Annotated in this window: 14 protein-coding genes and 1 tRNA gene; 10 read left to right on the forward strand and 5 right to left on the reverse strand. The window is 72.3% G+C overall.

Going from position 1 to position 16,502, the window contains the following annotated elements; genetic code table 11:
• Positions 1-65: 65 nt before the first annotated feature.
• Positions 66-788, reverse strand: coding sequence for a hypothetical protein (locus tag IE263_RS16185; RefSeq protein WP_189936889.1), 723 nt, complete (start codon positions 786-788; stop codon positions 66-68).
• Positions 789-835: 47 nt separating this feature from the next.
• On the opposite strand from IE263_RS16185, the gene IE263_RS16190 reads away from it, so the two are divergent.
• Positions 836-1,024 (forward strand): DUF5703 family protein, encoded by a 189-nt coding sequence (locus IE263_RS16190; protein WP_189936891.1) that lies wholly within the window; start codon positions 836-838, stop codon positions 1,022-1,024.
• Between the two features lie 130 nt (positions 1,025-1,154).
• On the opposite strand, the gene IE263_RS49735 is transcribed toward IE263_RS16190, so the two are convergent.
• The 3 genes from IE263_RS49735 to IE263_RS16205 all read right to left on the reverse strand — a co-directional run bounded on the left by IE263_RS49735 (position 1,155) and on the right by IE263_RS16205 (position 3,938).
• Positions 1,155-1,997 (reverse strand): chaplin, encoded by an 843-nt coding sequence (locus IE263_RS49735; protein WP_189936894.1) that lies wholly within the window; start codon positions 1,995-1,997, stop codon positions 1,155-1,157.
• A gap of 204 nt (positions 1,998-2,201) precedes the next feature.
• Positions 2,202-2,435 (reverse strand): chaplin ChpH, encoded by a 234-nt coding sequence (gene chpH, locus IE263_RS16200; RefSeq protein ID WP_189936896.1) that lies wholly within the window; start codon positions 2,433-2,435, stop codon positions 2,202-2,204.
• Positions 2,436-2,609: 174 nt separating this feature from the next.
• Positions 2,610-3,938, reverse strand: a complete 1,329-nt coding sequence (locus tag IE263_RS16205; RefSeq protein ID WP_189936898.1) for a M20/M25/M40 family metallo-hydrolase — start codon at positions 3,936-3,938, stop codon at positions 2,610-2,612.
• Positions 3,939-4,138: 200 nt separating this feature from the next.
• Here IE263_RS16205 and IE263_RS16210 point away from each other — a divergent pair.
• The 4 genes from IE263_RS16210 to IE263_RS16225 all read left to right on the forward strand — a co-directional run bounded on the left by IE263_RS16210 (position 4,139) and on the right by IE263_RS16225 (position 10,261).
• Positions 4,139-4,223 (forward strand) — tRNA-Leu (locus IE263_RS16210).
• Between the two features lie 272 nt (positions 4,224-4,495).
• Entirely contained in the window at positions 4,496-8,350 is a 3,855-nt protein-coding gene (locus IE263_RS16215) for a Pls/PosA family non-ribosomal peptide synthetase (protein ID WP_189936901.1), read from the forward strand.
• A 74-nt stretch (positions 8,351-8,424) separates the two neighbouring features.
• Positions 8,425-9,777, forward strand: coding sequence for a M1 family metallopeptidase (locus tag IE263_RS16220; RefSeq protein ID WP_189936906.1), 1,353 nt, complete (start codon positions 8,425-8,427; stop codon positions 9,775-9,777).
• Between the two features lie 85 nt (positions 9,778-9,862).
• Positions 9,863-10,261 carry a YchJ family protein gene (locus IE263_RS16225; RefSeq protein ID WP_189936908.1) on the forward strand — a complete coding sequence of 133 codons (399 nt, stop codon included), beginning with the start codon at positions 9,863-9,865 and terminating at the stop codon, positions 10,259-10,261.
• Between the two features lie 50 nt (positions 10,262-10,311).
• Here the strand turns inward: IE263_RS16225 and IE263_RS16230 are convergent, their stop codons facing one another.
• Entirely contained in the window at positions 10,312-11,013 is a 702-nt protein-coding gene (locus IE263_RS16230) for a FadR/GntR family transcriptional regulator (RefSeq protein ID WP_189936910.1), read from the reverse strand.
• A gap of 130 nt (positions 11,014-11,143) precedes the next feature.
• Between IE263_RS16230 and IE263_RS16235 the strand changes: the two genes are divergently transcribed.
• The 5 genes from IE263_RS16235 to IE263_RS16255 all read left to right on the forward strand — a co-directional run bounded on the left by IE263_RS16235 (position 11,144) and on the right by IE263_RS16255 (position 16,496).
• Positions 11,144-11,662 carry a gluconokinase gene (locus IE263_RS16235; protein WP_189936911.1) on the forward strand — a complete coding sequence of 173 codons (519 nt, stop codon included), beginning with the start codon at positions 11,144-11,146 and terminating at the stop codon, positions 11,660-11,662.
• A gap of 226 nt (positions 11,663-11,888) precedes the next feature.
• Complete coding sequence (locus IE263_RS16240; protein ID WP_189936913.1) at positions 11,889-13,316, forward strand: GntP family permease; 1,428 nt, start codon at positions 11,889-11,891, stop codon at positions 13,314-13,316.
• 10 nt (positions 13,317-13,326) lie between these two features.
• The gene (locus IE263_RS16245; RefSeq protein ID WP_189936915.1) at positions 13,327-14,088 is read left to right on the forward strand and encodes an SDR family oxidoreductase; all 762 of its coding nucleotides are present in this window, start codon (positions 13,327-13,329) and stop codon (positions 14,086-14,088) included.
• Positions 14,089-14,102: 14 nt separating this feature from the next.
• A complete protein-coding gene (locus IE263_RS16250; RefSeq protein WP_189936917.1) occupies positions 14,103-15,113 on the forward strand; it encodes an L-idonate 5-dehydrogenase in 1,011 nt (336 codons plus the stop codon).
• 231 nt (positions 15,114-15,344) lie between these two features.
• Entirely contained in the window at positions 15,345-16,496 is a 1,152-nt protein-coding gene (locus IE263_RS16255) for a hypothetical protein (RefSeq protein WP_189936919.1), read from the forward strand.
• The last annotated feature ends 6 nt before the right edge of the window (positions 16,497-16,502 follow it).

Consider the following 16,502-nt stretch of genomic DNA (forward strand, 5'->3'; position numbering starts at 1 on the left):
GGGACGGCGGCGGTGACGGAGGGGGCCCCTCCGTCACCGCCGCCGTCGAGACGGGCGGGCCCGGGCTACCGGTCCACGCGGTCCACGTCCAGCGGCTCCAGGTCCTCGTCCTCCTCCAGGTCGGCGTCGAGATCGTCCTCGACCCCGTCCTCCCCGTCCTCGACGTCGTCGATGTCCTCGATGTCCTCGTCGAACACCGAGCTGACGTCGAAGCGGCAGACCACCCGCTGCAAGTCGAGCTGCTCGAAGGGCGTCTCCAGCCATTCGCCCGGATCGGCCGGTTCGTCGGCGGCCAGGACCCACAACGTGGAGTCGCCCTCCTCCAGACCGAACTCCTTGTGCCGGGAGGCGATTTCATCCGGTTCGAACTCGCCGAACAGCAGGCCCAGGGCACCGTGGATCGTGCCGGAGGCCTCCGCGTCCGTACCGTCCTCGAACTCCGCCGCCTCGACCCGCTGCGCCTGCGCCAGCAGCCGCTGCGGCTCCACCACGGCGTAGTCGCGGCGGATCAGCACACTCAGCGCGTTCGGTTCCTCGGGGCCCGCGTACGGCGGCAGCGAGTCCTCCGCACCGGGGATCTCGAAGGGGGTGACCTCGTCGTAGCGGTCGTAGAGCAGTTCGTCGTACGCCTCCGCGGCTGCGGCCAGCTGGTTGAACGCCTCGTAGACGGCCGGGTCGTCCTCCCCCGTCCTGCGTTCGACCGCGGCCAGGTGGCGGTCGAGCGCGGTCTTGACCGCCTGGGCGGCGGCGCGTACCTCGGCAGCGGTGGGCTGCGCAGCATCAGACATAGTGCAGACGCTATCCGTACCGGGCCCCAGCCCGCACAATAGATGCGATGCCGGAATACGAATTTGTCGACGTGTACGTACCGCGCGGGGTATCCCGCAAGGAGGCGACACGTCTGCTGACGGACCATGCCGAGTACGGAAACTGGGAGTTGCATCGTCTGAGTCTGCTGCGCGACGGCAGCCGCAGGGTGCGGTTGCGGCGGCGGATCATCCGCCAGGTGCGAGCCACGTGGTGAGCTGAGACAGCGGACAGGAAGTGGGCCCCGCCGAGACGGGGCCCACTCCGTTGTGTGCGGCGCACCGGGGCTGTGGCGCCGCACTTTGATCACATGTGCCCTGCGGTAAGGGACTTGGTCCTTCAGCGGACTAGGCCGAGGGCCGCGCCTTGCGGTAGAGCACGGCTCCCGCGAGCAGCGCGCCCGCACCGGCCGTCAGGGCGACGCCCATCGGCAGCTCGCTGCCCGTGGCCGCGAGCTGAGCGGTGGTGGCCCGGACGGGCTGGCGGGCGGTCGAGGCACCGGCCGGCGTCACATGGTCCGCGGTGGACGACGCCCCCTGGGCCCGGGACGGGCCGGAGTCGCCCGACGTGCCGGGGCCCTGGTTGCCGGGCCGGCCCGGCGTCTCCTGGCCGCCGCCCGGGGTGGTGCCGGGCTGCGTTCCCGAGCCGCTGTCGTTGGTGCAGTCGTTGCCCGTGGCCGGGTTGAGGACGCCGCCGACGTCGACGCTGTTGCCGCAGACGTTCACCGGCACGTGGACGGGCACCTGGACGTGGTTGCCCGAGGCGACACCGGGCGAACCGGCGGTGGACCCGCCCGCGTGCGCGCCCCCGGAGCTTCCGTGCGCACCGGAGCCGCCGCCGGCGCTGTCGTCGTCGCCGTATCCGCCGCCGGGGCCCTGGTCGTCCCCGTAGCCACCGCCGGCGCCGTCCTCGTCGCCGTACCCGCCGCCCGGCGTACCACTGCCATCGCTGTCGTTGGCACATGCGTTGCCGACCGCCGGGTTGAGGACGCCGATGACGTCGACGGTGTTGCCGCAGACGTTCACCGGCACGTCCACCGGCACCTGCACCGTGTTGCCGGACAGGACGCCCGGGGAGTGTGAGGCGGACCCGCTCGCGCCGGAGGCGGCGTGGGCGTAGCCGCCGGCGGCTGCGATCACCCCCGTGGCCGCAGCCACGGTCATGAGGCTTTTGCGGGTGACGTGTCGCATTACTGAATCCCTGCTTTCGATTCTTGTTCCCGAACGTCTCGCATGATTCCAGCTTCTGGAGTCGTTCGAGTCTTCGCTTTCTTCGGCTTTTCCTTCGACTTTTTGCGCGACCTTCCGGCTCTGCGCGAAAAGACCGGTCGGCCCCGGAGCGCATGGCGCGCGCTCCGGGGCCGACGGTGTGGACGACCCCTCAGCGGGTTGACGTCACTTGTTGATGCAGGTGTTGCCGAAGGCGGGGTTCAGCAGCCCGATCACGGAGACCGTGTTGCCGCAGGCGTTCACCGGGATGTGCACGGGCACCTGGACCACGTTGCCGGAAGCGACACCCGGGGAGTGCACGGCGGCACCGTGGGCACCCGAGTCGGCGACGGCCATGCCCGCGCCCGCGAGAACCAGACCACCAGTGGCAGCGGCAGCGGCGACGACCTTCTTGATCACTATTTCCTCCTTGTTGGCAAAGCGATCCTGATTAGCGGATCACACCACCAGTAACGAGGAGGGAGTAATCGGGCTACGAGCTTATGGTCGCATTCACTCTTCCCAGTCACGTCCGCACACGCTGGCGAATATTGGAGTTTCGTTTCCTTGGGCGAATTCAGGACATGCTGCCCATCAGGACGCGTCGATGAAGCGGTCGAGCACCCGTACCCCGAACTGCAGCCCGTCCACCGGCACCCGCTCGTCGACACCGTGGAACATCCCGGCGAAGTCCAGCTCCGGCGGCAGCTTCAGCGGGGCGAAGCCGAAGCCGCGGATGCCGAGGTCGTCGAAGGACTTGGCGTCCGTCCCGCCGGAGAGCATGTAGGGGACGGCCTTGGCGGTCGGGTCCTCGGCGAGCAGCGCGGACTGCATCGCCTCCACCAGCGCCCCGTCGAAGGAGGTCTCCAGGGCCTTGTCGGAGTGCACGTCCTCGCGCCGCACCTTCGGACCGAGGATCCGGTCGAGGTCGGCGAGGAACTCCTCCTCGTGCCCCGGCAGGAAGCGCCCGTCGACGTGCGCGGTGGCCTCGCCCGGGATGACGTTGACCTTGTACCCGGCGCCCAGCTGGGTCGGGTTGGCGGTGTTGCTCAGGGTCGCGCCGATCAGCTTGGCGATACCGCCGAGGCGGGCGAGCGTCGACTCCATGTCCTCGGGGTCCAGCTCGGTGCCGAGCGCGTCGCCGAGCTCGTCGAGGAAGGCCCGGGTCGTCTTGGTGACCCGTACCGGGAACGTGTGCCGGCCGAGCCGGGCGACGGCCTCGGACAGCTCGGTGATCGCGTTGTCCCGGTGGATCATCGAGCCGTGCCCGGCGGTGCCGGCGACGGTCAGCTTCATCCAGTGCATGCCCTTCTCGGCCGTCTGGATCAGATAGAGCCGCCGCTGCTCGCTCACCGTGAACGAGAAGCCGCCCACCTCGCTGATCGCCTCGGTGACGCCCTCGAAGAGGTCGGGGTGGTTGTCGACCAGATACCGGGCGCCGTACAGACCGCCCGCCTCCTCGTCGGCGAGGAACGCGAGCACGATGTCGCGCGGCGGCCTGCGCCCGGAGCGCAGCCGGTCACGGACGACCGCGAGGGTCATCGCGTCCATGTCCTTCATGTCGACGGCGCCCCGGCCCCACACACAGCCGTCGGCGACCTCGCCCGAGAAGGGGTCGTGGGTCCAGTCGGCCGCGTTGGCCGGTACGACGTCGAGGTGGCCGTGGATGAGCAGCGCGGGCCGGGACGGGTCCTCGCCCTCGATGCGGGCCACCGTGGAGGCGCGGCCCGGGTGCGACTCGAAGATCTTCGGCTCCAGCCCCACCTCGGCGAGCTTCTCGGCGACGTACTCGGCCGCCTTGCGCTCACCCGGACCCGAGTGGTCGCCGTAGTTGCTGGTGTCGAACCGGATCAGCTCGCGGCAGAGGTCCACGACCTCGTCCTCGCCGGTGACGCCCCTGGCCGTGTCGTCCGTCGCGCTCACGCTGGTTCCTCCCGCTGTCGCTGCTGGTGGTCTCCCTCATCCTCCCCCTGCCCGGCGCCGCCGCCCAAGACCGGTCCCGGCCCGTCACACGCCGTTCACGCCGGATGCGTCGGCCGGCCGACCACCTGTGATCGGGCCCCCGAAAGCCTGGTAATGTTTATGACGTCGCCGCGGGGGAAACCCCGCACGACAGACACCTTGTCCGGGTGGCGGAATGGCAGACGCGCTAGCTTGAGGTGCTAGTGCCCTTTATCGGGCGTGGGGGTTCAAGTCCCCCCTCGGACACACGAGATGAGCGAGGGCCGCGACCGTCAGGTCGCGGCCCTCGCTCGTTGTGTGGGGCATCTCTCCCCGCCCCGAAGATCACCAGGTCACGGCCCCTCTCCGGCTGCTCCGACGCCCCCCGAACGGCCTCCTCGGCCGGCTGATCCAGCGGCCCGAACCTGGCGTCGTACTAAAATTTCCGGCTTGTTACGGAGCTGGAGCCGGACAACCCCAGGCAGACCTGCGGCCCGCCAGCGCCCCGGAGGCTTCCGGGATCGAGACGCGAGGACCCGATGGCAGCCATAGACGAGAGCAGCGCTCTCGACCTGCTCGACGACGAGATCCGCGAACAACTCGGCGACGCCGCTCGCTTCTCCGGCGGCCCCGCCGCCTCTCCGCGCACGCTGATCGACGTCTTCGACGCCTCCGTGCGCTCGTATCCGGACGAGCCGGCCCTGGACGACGGCACGACGTCCCTGACCTACCGTGCGCTGGCCGTCGAGGTGGAGAGGCTGCGGTGGAAACTGGCCGCCGCCGGGGTCGGGCTCGGGGACCGGGTGGGCGTCCGTGTGCCGTCCGGGACCAACGACCTCTATGTCGCCGTCCTGGCCGTGCTGGCCGCCGGCGCCGCGTACGTCCCCGTGGACGCCGAGGACCCCGACGAGCGGGCCGAGCTGGTGTTCGGGGAGGCGGAGGTGCGCGCCGTCGTCGGGGCCGGGCACGAGCTGACCGTGCACGGGCGCTCCGAGGTGGCCGCCGCCCGCCCCGGCATCGAGCACGACGCGTGGATCATCTTCACCTCCGGCTCCACCGGGAAACCCAAGGGCGTCGCCGTCAGCCACCGCAGCGCGGCCGCCTTCGTGGACGCCGAGGCCGCGCTGTTCCTCACCGAGGAGCCGATCGGTCCCGGCGACCGGGTCATGGCGGGGCTGTCGGTCGCCTTCGACGCCTCCTGCGAGGAGATGTGGCTGGCCTGGCGGTACGGGGCCTGTCTGGTGCCGGTGCCGCGTGCGCAGGTCAGGAGCGGTGCCGATCTCGGGCCCTGGCTGGTGGAGCAGGAGATCACCGTCGTCTCGACGGTGCCGACGCTGGCGGCCCTGTGGGAGCCGGAGACCCTCAACGACGTGCGCCTGCTGATCTTCGGTGGCGAGGCCTGCCCGCCCGAGCTGGCGCAGCGGCTGGTGACCGAGGGGCGTGAGGTCTGGAACACCTACGGGCCGACCGAGGCGACCGTCGTGGCCTGTGCGTCCCTGATGAGCGGGGAGGAGCCGATCCGGATCGGGCTGCCGCTCAGGGGGTGGGAGCTGGCCGTCGTCGACGAGGCCGGGGAGCCCGTGCCGATGGGCGGCAGCGGGCAGCTGGTGATCGGTGGCGTGGGGCTCGCGCGGTACCTCGACGCCGAGAAGGACGCGGAGAAGTACGCGCCGCTTCCGTCGCTGGGCTGGAAGCGGGCGTACCGCAGTGGGGACCTCGTGAAGGCGGAGCCCGAGGGGCTGGTCTTCCTCGGGCGGGCCGACGAACAGATCAAGCTCGGCGGGCGGCGGATCGAGCTGGGCGAGGTGGACGCGGCGCTGCAGGCGCTGCCCGGGGTCGCGGGTGCGGCCGCCGCCGTTCGGACCGCCCGCAGCGGCAACCAGCTCCTCGTCGGCTATGTCGTCACCCAGGACGGCTGGGACCAGGCCGCGGCCGTGGAGAAGCTGCGGGCCGAGCTGCCCGCCGCGCTCGTGCCGCTGCTCGCGCCGGTCGACGACCTGCCGACCCGCACGTCCGGGAAGGTCGACCGGGGCGCGCTGCCCTGGCCGCTGGAAGGGCTGGAGACGAGCGGCCCGGCCGAGCAGCTCTACGGCACCGAGGCCTGGCTCGCCGAGCAGTGGGCCGAGGTGCTGGGCATCCCCGTCACCGGCGCCTCCGACGACTTCTTCGCGATCGGCGGCAGCAGCCTGGCCGCCGCGCAGCTCACGACCCGGCTGCGCACCCGCTACCCGAGTGCGGCGGTCCTCGACATCTACCAGCAGCCCACGCTGCGCAAGCTGGCCCGCCGGCTGGAGGAGTCGGCGCAGGACGACGGTGCCCGGCGCGCGATCGCGCCGGTGCCGAGGCGCGCGCAGGCGATCCAGCTGCTGCTGCTCCTGCCCCTGTTCACGCTGCTCGGCCTGCGCTGGACGGTCGTGCTGGCCGCGCTGGGCAACGTCCTGCCCGCCTACGGGTGGCTGCCGACCGCGCCCTGGTGGCTGGTGATCGCCGGAGCCCTGCTGTTCTTCAGCCCGCCCGGGCGGCTCGTGCTCGGCGCGGGCGGGGCGCGGCTGCTGCTGCGGGGTGTGCGGCCGGGGCGGTACGCGCGCGGGAGCGGCGTGCATCTGCGGCTGTGGGCCGCGGAGCGGCTGGCCGAGTTCAGCGGGGCGACCTCGCTGACCGGCTCCTGGCTGGAGCGGTACGCGCGGGCCCTGGGCGCGAAGATCGGGCCGGACGTCGACCTGCACGCGCTGCCGCCGGTCACCGGGATGCTCAAGCTGGGCCGGGGTGCGGCCGTCGAGTCCGAGGTGGACCTGTCCGGCTGGTGGCTGGACGGCGACCGGCTGGAGATCGGTCCGGTCAAGGTCGGTGCGCATGCCGTCGTCGGCACGCGCAGCATGCTCTTCCCGGGCGCCCGGGTCGGCAAGCGGGCCGAGGTGGCGCCGGGTTCGGCCGTCGCCGGGCAGATCCCGACCGGCCAGCGCTGGGCGGGCGCGCCCGCGGTCAAGCTGGGCAAGGCCAAGCGCAACTGGCCCAAGGAGCGGCCGCGGCGGGGCGTCGCCTGGCGGACGATCTACGGCATGACGGGCGTCGGGCTCACCTTGCTGCCGGTGCTGGCTGCCGGAGCCGCGCTCGCCGTGGCGTACCCGTTCGTCACCCCGGACGCGCCGCTGCGGGGCGCCGCGCTCGCCCTGGTCCCGGCCACGCTCGCCTACGGGCTGGCGTACGCGCTGCTGCTCCTGGTCGCCGTACGGCTGCTGAGCCTCGGTCTGCGGGAGGGGACGCATCCGACGCACAGCCGGATCGGCTGGCAGGCGTGGACCGTCACGCAGCTGATGGACCGCTCCCGCGAGACGCTGTTCCCCCTGTACGCGGGGCTGGTCACGCCGGTGTGGCTGCGGCTGCTGGGGATGCGGATCGGGCGGGGCGCCGAGGTGTCGACCGTGCTGGCGCTGCCGAGCCTGACGACCGTCGGTGAGGGCGCGTTCCTGGCCGACGACACGCTGACCGCGCCGTACGAACTCGGTGGGGGCTGGGTGCGGATCGGGCGTGCGGAGATCGGGCGGCGGGCGTTCCTCGGGAACTCGGGGATGACCGCTCCCGGGCGGTCCGTGCCGGACGGCGGGCTGGTCGGTGTGCTGTCGGCGACGCCGAAGAAGGCGAAGAAGGGCAGCTCGTACCTGGGGCTGCCGCCGGTGAAGCTGCCGCGTGCGGCGGCCGACGGCGACCAGAGCCGGACGTACGAGCCGCCGGCGCGGCTGCTGTGGGCGCGCGCTCTGGTGGAGCTGTGCCGGATCGTGCCGGTGTTCTGCTCGGCGGGGCTCGCGGTGCTGACGGTGGCGGCACTGTGTGCGCTGGGGGCGTGGGCGCCGCTGCTGTCGGGGCTGGTGCTGCTCGGCGCGGGCGGCGCGGCGGCCCTGCTGTCCATCGTCGCGAAGTGGCTGCTCGTCGGACGGCACCACAGCGGGGAGCACCCGCTGTGGAGCTCCTTCGTGTGGCGCAACGAGCTGGCGGACACGTTCGTCGAGGTCGTGGCCGTGCCGTGGCTGGCCGGTTCGGTGCCGGGTACGCCGGTGATGACGGCGTGGCTGCGCGGGCTCGGGGCGCGCGTCGGCAAGGGCGTCTGGGTGGAGAGCTACTGGCTGCCGGAGACGGATCTGGTGACGCTGGAGGACGCGGCGACGGTCAACCGGGGCTGTGTGCTCCAGACTCACCTCTTCCACGACCGGATCTTGCGAACGGATACTGTGGTCCTCCGTGAGGGTGCCACGCTGGGCCCTGGCGGGATCGTGCTGCCCGGCAGCACGGTCGGGGCCCGGACGACCCTGGGCCCCGCGTCGCTCGTGATGGCCGCGGAGTCCGTTCCGGACGACACCCGCTGGCTCGGCAACCCGATCGAAGCATGGCGTCCCTGAGCGCCGGCCACTCGGAACCGGAGAGCGGCACACCGGCGGGGAGTGGCAGCACGGCGCAGGGAGCGGACGGGGCAGTGGCAGTTCAGCAGTCAGTGGGGTCGGACCCGTACTTCCCGGCCAACGGCGATCCCCGGTACCGGGTGCATCGCTATGAGCTCACGCTGGACTACCGGCCCGGCCCGAACCGCCTGTCCGGCGCGGCGCGGATCAACGCCATCGCGGGGCGGGCGCCGCTCAGCGAATTCCAGCTCAACCTGGCCGACTTCAAGATCGGCCGGGTGCGGGTCGACGGCCGGCAGACCCACTACACGCACCGGGGCGGCAGACTGCGCATCCGGCCCGCCAAGCCGCTGCGGGCGGGGGCCGCCTTCACCGTCGAGGTGCACTGGTCGGGCAACCCCAAGCCGGTGAACAGCCCCTGGGGCGGCATCGGCTGGGAGGAACTGGGTGACGGGGCGCTGGTGGCGAGCCAGCCGGTCGGGGCGCCCTCCTGGTACCCGTGCAACGACCGGCCCTCCGACAAGGCGTCGTACCAGATCTCGATCACCACGCCGTCGGCGTACGCGGTGGTCGCGGGCGGACGCCTGCTGACCCGTACGACGAAGGCCTCGACGACGACCTGGGTGTACGAGCAGTCCGCGCCGACGTCGAGCTATCTGGTCGGGCTGTCGATCGGCAAGTACCAGACGGTGCTGCTGGGCGACCCGGGGCTCGGCGGGGTGCCGCAGCACGGGCACATTCCGGCGCACCTGCTGCCGGAGTTCTCGCGGGACTTCGCACGGCAGCCCGGGATGATGCACCTCTTCCAGCAGCTCTTCGGGCCCTACCCGTTCGACGAGTACGCGGTCGTGGTGACCGAGGAGGAGCTCGATGTCCCGGTCGAGGCCCAGGGGTTGTCGCTGTTCGGCGCCAACCATGTGGACGGGGCCCGGGGTTCGGAGCGGCTCGTGGCGCACGAGCTGGCGCACCAGTGGTTCGGCAACAGCGTGTCCATCGCCGACTGGCGGCACATCTGGCTGAACGAGGGCTTCGCCAAGTACGCGGAGTGGCTGTGGTCGGAGCGCTCGGGCGGCCGCAGCGCGCAGCAACTGGCCGCCGCCGCCCACCGGTTGCTGTCCTCCCTGCCGCAGGACCTGCTCCTGGCCGATCCGGGCCGCAAGTGGATGTTCGACGACCGGCTCTACGAGCGCGGCGGCCTCACCGTGCACGCGCTGCGCTGCGCGATGGGCGACGACGCCTTCTTCCGCATGCTGCGCGCCTGGCTGGGCCTGCACCGGGGCGGTGCGGTGACCACGTCCACCTTCACGTCCCACGCGGCACGCTTCGCGCCCGAGCCGCTGGACGACCTGTTCGACGCGTGGCTGTACGGAACGGCGTTGCCGCCGCTGCCGGTGGCTCCGGTGGCGCGGGGGGCGGAGTCGGCCTAGCGGAATCGCCTGGCGGCCCCGAGCCGGGGCCGTCCGGCGTCCCCGGCTCGGGGCCGCGTGTGCCCGAACCGGCACAATGGAGCCCATGCCCCGACGCACCGCCCGGCCCACCCCGCCCGCCTCCTGCCCCTGCGGCCTTCCCGCGGCGTACGACACGTGCTGCGGGCGGTACCACTCCGGTGGTCCCGCGGCGCCGACGGCCGAGGCGCTGATGCGGTCGCGGTACAGCGCCTTCGTGAAAGGGGACGCCGGGTACCTGATGCGCACCTGGCATCCCCGGACCCGGCCCGGGCGGCTCGATCTGGATCCCGGGATGCGGTGGACCGGGCTGGAGATCCTCGACACGGTCGACGGATCGGCCTTCCACGCCACGGGGGTCGTGGAGTTCCGGGCCTCCTACCGAGGTGGTGCGCTGCGGGAGCGGAGCCGGTTCGAGCGGGTGGACGGGGCCTGGGTGTACGTCGACGGGGAGTTCCCGGAGTAGTGCCGTAGGGGGCGCGCGTCACGACGGTCACGCGGTACGGCGGGTGCGCCTCACGGTGCCAGGATGTCCAGTTCCTGCAGGGCGCCGACCGTGATCTCCCGGGTCAGTTTCTCCGCGCGGTCCGCGTCGCCCTCGCGGACCGCCTCCGCGAGCTGGACGTGCAGGGTGACGGCGGCCGGGTCGGGGTCCTCGAACATGACCTCGTGGTGGGTGCGGCCGGCGAGGACCTCCGCGACGACATCGCCGAGGCGGGCGAACATCTCGTTGCCGGAGGCCGTGAGGATCACCCGGTGGAAGGCGACGTCGTGGACGAGGTACTCCTCCAGCTTGTGGCCGCGTGAGTTGGCCACCATGCCGAGCGCGCACTCGGTCAGCTCGGCGCACTGCTCCGCCGTGGCGTGCTTGGCCGCCAGGGCCGCCGCGACCGGCTCGATCGCCGAGCGCAGCACGGTGAGCGAGCGCAGCTGGTGCGGGCGGTCGGCGCCCTCCAGGCGCCAGCGGATGACCTGGGGGTCGTAGACGTTCCACTCCGCCTTCGGGCGCACCGTCACGCCCACCCGGCGGCGGGACTCGACCAGGTGCATGGACTCGAGGACGCGGACCGCCTCGCGCATCACCGAGCGGGAGACGTCGAAGCGCTGGGCCAGTTCGTCGGTGCGCAGGACGCTGCCTGGCGGGTACTCGCCCGCGGTGATGGCGGGGCCGAGGGTGTCCAGTACATGGCCGTGCAGACCCCGGCCCGGAGTGGTCATGTACTCAGCGTACGGGGTGGATCACGAGCTCATAAAGTCAGACTTATTCGTCACAGGCTCTTGAATTCGTCGTACCTAATGGGTTTCAGTGTCGTCGACATCAGGTGTCGAGGAAGACAGCGAGGCAGAGATGCGTACCCCCCACGTCGTCGTGGTGATGGGCGTCGCCGGCACGGGCAAGACCACGATCGGTCCGCTGCTGGCGGCCCGGCTGGGCGTTCCGTACGCCGAGGGCGACGACTTCCACCCGCAGGCCAACATCGCCAAGATGTCGGCCGGCGTCCCGCTCGACGACGACGACAGGTGGCCGTGGCTCGACGCCATCGGCACCTGGGCGCAGGAGCGGGCCGGGCTGGGCGGGGTGGTCAGCTGCTCCGCGCTCAAGCGGTCGTACCGCGACCGGCTCAGGGCCGCGGCTCCCGGGGTCGTGTTCCTGCACCTCGCCGGCGACCGGGCGCTGATCGAGGACCGGATGACGCACCGGCGGGGGCACTTCATGCCCACCGCGCTGCTGGACTCCCAGTTCGCCACGCTCCAGCCGCTGCAGGCGGACGAGGCGGGGGTCACGGTCGATGTCTCCGGCAGCCCCGAGGAGATCACCGAACGGGCCGTTAACGCGCTCGACGCGCTTCCTCAGGCTCAGCGGTAGCACCCCGGAAGTACCCCGGCAGTACCCCCGGTACCGCAGCACGCGCCGTACCGGATCACCCGTAGCACCCGAGTACCGGGGCCCGTAGTACCCGCAGTACCGGGCCCGCAGTACCCGCAGTACCGGAGCCCGGAGCACCCGCAGTACCGGAGCCCGGAGCACCCGCAGTACCGCAGCAGCCGCAGTACCTCCCTCCCCCATCCCCCCTGTATCCGTAAGGACCCCCGTGACCAGACTCAGCGTCGAGATGCTGGCAGCGGACGCCGTCGAGCCGATCACCTCGGCCGGCCACGCCCAGCTGGGCATAGCCGTGCTGGCGGGCATCGCCGTCATCGTCCTGCTCATCACCAAGTTCAAACTGCACGCCTTCCTGGCGCTGACCATCGGCTCGCTCGCGCTGGGCGCGTTCGCCGGGGCACCGCTCGACAAGGCCATCGCCAGCTTCACCACCGGCCTCGGCTCCACGGTCGCCGGCGTGGGCGTGCTGATCGCGCTGGGCGCGATCCTCGGCAAGCTGCTCGCCGACTCCGGCGGCGCCGACCAGATCGTCGACACGATCCTCGCGAAGGCGGGCGGCCGTTCGATGCCGTGGGCGATGGTGCTGATCGCCTCGGTGATCGGTCTGCCGCTGTTCTTCGAGGTCGGCGTCGTCCTGCTGATCCCGGTCGTGCTGATGGTCGCCAAGCGCGGCAACTTCTCGCTCATGCGGATCGGCATCCCGGCGCTCGCCGGTCTGTCGGTGATGCACGGGCTGGTTCCGCCGCACCCGGGTCCGCTCGTCGCGATCGACGCGGTCGATGCCGACCTGGGCGTCACGCTGGCGCTGGGTGTGCTGGTCGCCATCCCGACGGTGGTCATAGCCGGTCCGCTGTTCTCACGGTTCGCCGCCCGCTGGGTGGACGTCCCCGCCCCCGAGCGCATGCTGAGTTCAACCGGGGGTTCCCCCCAGACCCCCGCCCAACGGCCCTCGGAGGAGCTGGAGAAGCGTCCCGCCTTCGGTGCGACGCTGGTGACCATCCTGCTGCCGGTCGTGCTGATGCTGGCCAAGGCGCTGGTCGACATCGTCATCGACGACCCCGAGAACACGGTGCAGCGCGTCTTCGACGTCGTCGGCTCCCCGCTGATCGCCCTGCTCGCCGCCGTGATCGTCGGCATCTTCACGCTGGGCAGGCCCGCCGGGTTCTCCAAGGAGCGGATCTCGCAGCTCGTCGAGAAGGGGCTCGCGCCCATCGCGGGCATCCTGCTGATCGTCGGCGCGGGCGGCGGCTTCAAGCAGACGCTGATCGACTCGGGTGTGGGCCAGATGGTCCTCGACATCTCCAAGGACTGGTCGATCCCGGCGCTGCTGCTGGCCTGGCTGATCGCGGTGGCGATCCGGCTGGCGACCGGTTCGGCGACCGTGGCGACGATCTCGGCGGCTGGCCTGGTCGCTCCCCTCGCCGCCGACATGTCGACCACGCACACGGCCCTGCTGGTCCTGGCCATCGGCGCGGGATCGCTCTTCTTCAGCCATGTCAACGACGCCGGCTTCTGGCTGGTGAAGGAGTACTTCGGGCTGAGCGTCGGACAGACCATCAAGACCTGGTCCGTGATGGAGACGATCATCTCGGTCGTCGCCGGCGGTGTGGTCCTGCTCCTCTCGCTGATCATCTAGGAGTGCGGCGATGAATCACCCCCTGTTCGACATCAGCGGCCGTACGGCCCTGGTCACCGGCGCCGGCCGAGGCATCGGCCTCGCGCTCGCCCGGGGTCTGGCGGAGGCCGGCTGCACGGTGGTCCTCAACGGCCGGGACGGCGAACGCCTCGAGCGGGCGGCCGCCGAACTGCCCGGGGACCGGGTGCACACGGTCGTGTTCGACGTCACGGACGGCTCCTCGGTCGAGGCCGGCATCGCGGATGTCGAACAGCGGGTGGGCCCGCTCGACATCCTGGTCAACAACGCGGGCATGCAACTGCGCGCCCCAATCCTGGAGTTCACGGACGCGGACTGGCACCGCATCCTGGACACCAACCTGACCAGCGCCTTCCTGGTCGGCCGCGAGGCCGCGCGCGGGATGACGGAACGCGGCCACGGCAAGATCATCAACATCTGCTCGCTGCAGAGCGAGGTGGTCCGGCCCGGCATCGCGCCCTACGCGGCCACCAAGGGCGCGCTGAAGATGCTCACCAAGGGCATGTGCGCGGACTGGGGGCCGTACGGCGTCCAGGTCAACGGCCTGGGTCCCGGCTACATCGAGACCGAACTGACCCAACCCCTCGTGCGGGACGCGGAGTTCAGCGCATGGGTGCGGCGGCGGACCCCGGCCGGCCGCTGGGGCCGTACCGAGGACCTGGTGGGCGGGGTGCTGTTCCTGGCCTCGCCCGCGGCGGACTTCGTCAGCGGGCAGGTGCTGTACGTCGACGGCGGCATGACGAGCGTGCTGTGAAGGGAGTCGAGCGGATGCTGGCGTGTGTGATCCACGGTCAGGGCGACCTGCGCGTCGAGGAACTGGCGTCTCCGTCGCCCGGCCCGGGGCAGGTGCTGGTCGCCATCCGCTACGGCGGGGTCTGCGGCTCCGACCTGCACTACTGGCGGCACGGCGGAGTCGGCGACTTCCTGCTGAGGGAGCCGATGGTGCTGGGCCACGAGGTGGTGGGGACCGTGGCCGCGGGACCCCTCGCCGGTACGGCCGTGGCCGTGCACCCGGCCACCCCGTGCGGGGTCTGCCCGGAGTGCCGGGACGGCCGGCGGAACGTCTGCCGGGACACCCGTTACCTCGGCAGCGCGGCCCGGATGCCGCATGTGCAGGGCGGGTTCGCGGCGGAGATCGTCGTCCCCGTCGAGCAGGTACGGCCGCTGCCGGACGGTCTGGAGCCGCGCCGGGCGGCGCTGGCCGAGCCGTTGGCGGTCGCCCTGCACGCGGTCCGGCGGGCCGGGCCCGTGGCCGGACGGCACCTCCTGGTCACCGGCGCCGGCCCGATCGGCTGCCTGGTGGTCGCGGCGGCCAAGGCGGCCGGCGCGGCCCACGTGACCGTGACGGACCTGCTGCCGACGGCACTGGGCCACGCGCGCACCGCCGGCGCCGACACCCTCGTACGCGCCGACGATCCGGCGCATCCGGGGTGGCCGTCCGAGGTGGACGTGGCCGTCGAGGCGTCCGGGGTGGCCGCCGGGCTCGACACCTGTCTGCGGCTGGTGCGGCGCGGCGGGGTCGTCGTCCAACTCGGCATGCTGCCGCCGGGCCGGAGCCCCTTCGCGGGCAACCTGGTGGTCACCCGGGAGATAGAGCTGCGCGGAGCATTCCGCTTCGACACGGAGTTCGACGACGCCCTGGCGCTGCTCGCGTCCCAGGACGCCTTCGACGGGCTGATCAGCGCGGTGGTCCCGGTGCGGGAGGCGGAGTCGGCGTTCGCGCTGGCGGCGGACCGGGAGCGGTCCTGCAAGGTGCTGTTGGACTTCGGCGCCGTCTGAGCGGCGATCCGGCCCCTTCCTCCCCCCCTCGCCGACGACCGGTCAGGGGCGGCCCTGCGAGGTGCTGTTGGACTTCGGCAGCGACTGAGCGCCGGCACGGACCTTGTGTCCCGAGGTGGGCCCGGTGGGTTCCGGGAGGCGGTGGTGCGGCACCATGATGAGGGGACTTTCCCGGGGGCCGCGAACAACCGCACCGTCGCGGCCGCCCGGAAGCGATGACTGGGGGGCGTCATGGCGATATCGCTCGGTACACGGGTCTCGGCCCTGCTGGTGGCGGGCGCCGTGGCGATCGTGACGGCGGCCGTGTACGAGGGGCACGGTGACGCCGGTGCCACGCAGCGCGGTGGTGGTGACACGAGCGTGTCCGGCGGGGGACGCGGGGGCGCTGCCGAGGTCGAGGAGCGAGTGGTGGCCACTCCCACGCCCGCCGCGAGTGCGCTGGGGTCCGCGGAGGCGGGACGGCCCTTGGCCTCCGGGCCGACCGGCACTCCCCGCCCTGTCGGCCCCACCGGTCCTGCCGGTGACGCCGGTCCCGTCCCGAGCACGGCCACGGCCCACCCCGTCACCGCCCTCGCCTGGCTGCCGCCCGGGCCCCTCTCCCCCGACGCCGACCACCAGCCGGACCCGACGAGCGTGTACGACCTCCTGCGCACGCCCGACACCTGCGCGGACGCCCTCCGGATGATCCCCCGGCCTCCGGTCGGCGACGACTGGCGGGTGCTGCGCGGACTGGCTCACGCCTGCCTCGCCGTCCAGGGGCGGGGCGGCAGCTGGAAGGTGGCCGAACGGGATCATGCGGCGCTCACCGGCACGGTGAACACCTGCAAGGGCGGTGCCGCTCAGCGCGTGCTGGCCGGACTGATCGCGTTCCACCGGGCCCGGCCTTCGGGCACCGCCCGGCTGACGAGCGCCCCGGACACCGCCGCTCCCGCCTGCTCCTACGGGATCCACGCGGTCGACGCCGGCGAGGACGGGGAGGCGCGGCCCGGCGAAACGATCCGTGTCGAGCTGCGCGGTACGTATTTCGACCACGCGGAGCTGCTGCGGGAGGGGACGGTGCTCGTCGGGGGGCGGCCCGTGAGCGGGCTGTCGCTCGCCGTGCCCGGGACGGGGGCGGCAGCGGGGGTGGAGCAGGGTGACGGGCTGGTGCTGGCCGTCGTCGTGCCGGCCCTCGACGCCGCGTATCCGCAGTCCGTCGACGTCGTCGTGCGGTATGCGGCGGTGGAGGCGGTGAAGGAGGCGGCGTTCCGGGTGGTGGGTCCCGGGGTGGGTGGGCCCACGGGGTCACCCGGACCCGGCTCGGCGAATCCGCCCGGGTCCCCGAACGGCGGTTCACAGCCCCCTCCCGGCCCGCCGGACCCTCCCGGCTCCTCCGCCCGCTGAACGACC

This window comes from Streptomyces aurantiogriseus (genome assembly GCF_014649375.1).
Classification (GTDB): Bacteria; Actinomycetota; Actinomycetes; order Streptomycetales; family Streptomycetaceae; genus Streptomyces; species Streptomyces aurantiogriseus.

Bases quoted from the DNA above. Each gene is read 5' to 3' on its own strand.
- IE263_RS16185 (WP_189936889.1), bottom strand. From the start codon at position 788: ATGTCTGATGCTGCGCAGCCCACCGCTGCCGAGGTACGCGCCGCCGCC.
- IE263_RS16190 (WP_189936891.1), top strand. From the start codon at position 836: ATGCCGGAATACGAATTTGTCGACGTGTACGTACCGCGCGGGGTATCC.
- IE263_RS49735 (WP_189936894.1), bottom strand. From the start codon at position 1,997: ATGCGACACGTCACCCGCAAAAGCCTCATGACCGTGGCTGCGGCCACG.
- IE263_RS16215 (WP_189936901.1), top strand. From the start codon at position 4,496: ATGGCAGCCATAGACGAGAGCAGCGCTCTCGACCTGCTCGACGACGAG.
- IE263_RS16225 (WP_189936908.1), top strand. From the start codon at position 9,863: ATGCCCCGACGCACCGCCCGGCCCACCCCGCCCGCCTCCTGCCCCTGC.
- IE263_RS16230 (WP_189936910.1), bottom strand. From the start codon at position 11,013: ATGACCACTCCGGGCCGGGGTCTGCACGGCCATGTACTGGACACCCTC.
- IE263_RS16235 (WP_189936911.1), top strand. From the start codon at position 11,144: ATGCGTACCCCCCACGTCGTCGTGGTGATGGGCGTCGCCGGCACGGGC.
- IE263_RS16245 (WP_189936915.1), top strand. From the start codon at position 13,327: ATGAATCACCCCCTGTTCGACATCAGCGGCCGTACGGCCCTGGTCACC.
- IE263_RS16250 (WP_189936917.1), top strand. From the start codon at position 14,103: ATGCTGGCGTGTGTGATCCACGGTCAGGGCGACCTGCGCGTCGAGGAA.
- IE263_RS16255 (WP_189936919.1), top strand. From the start codon at position 15,345: ATGGCGATATCGCTCGGTACACGGGTCTCGGCCCTGCTGGTGGCGGGC.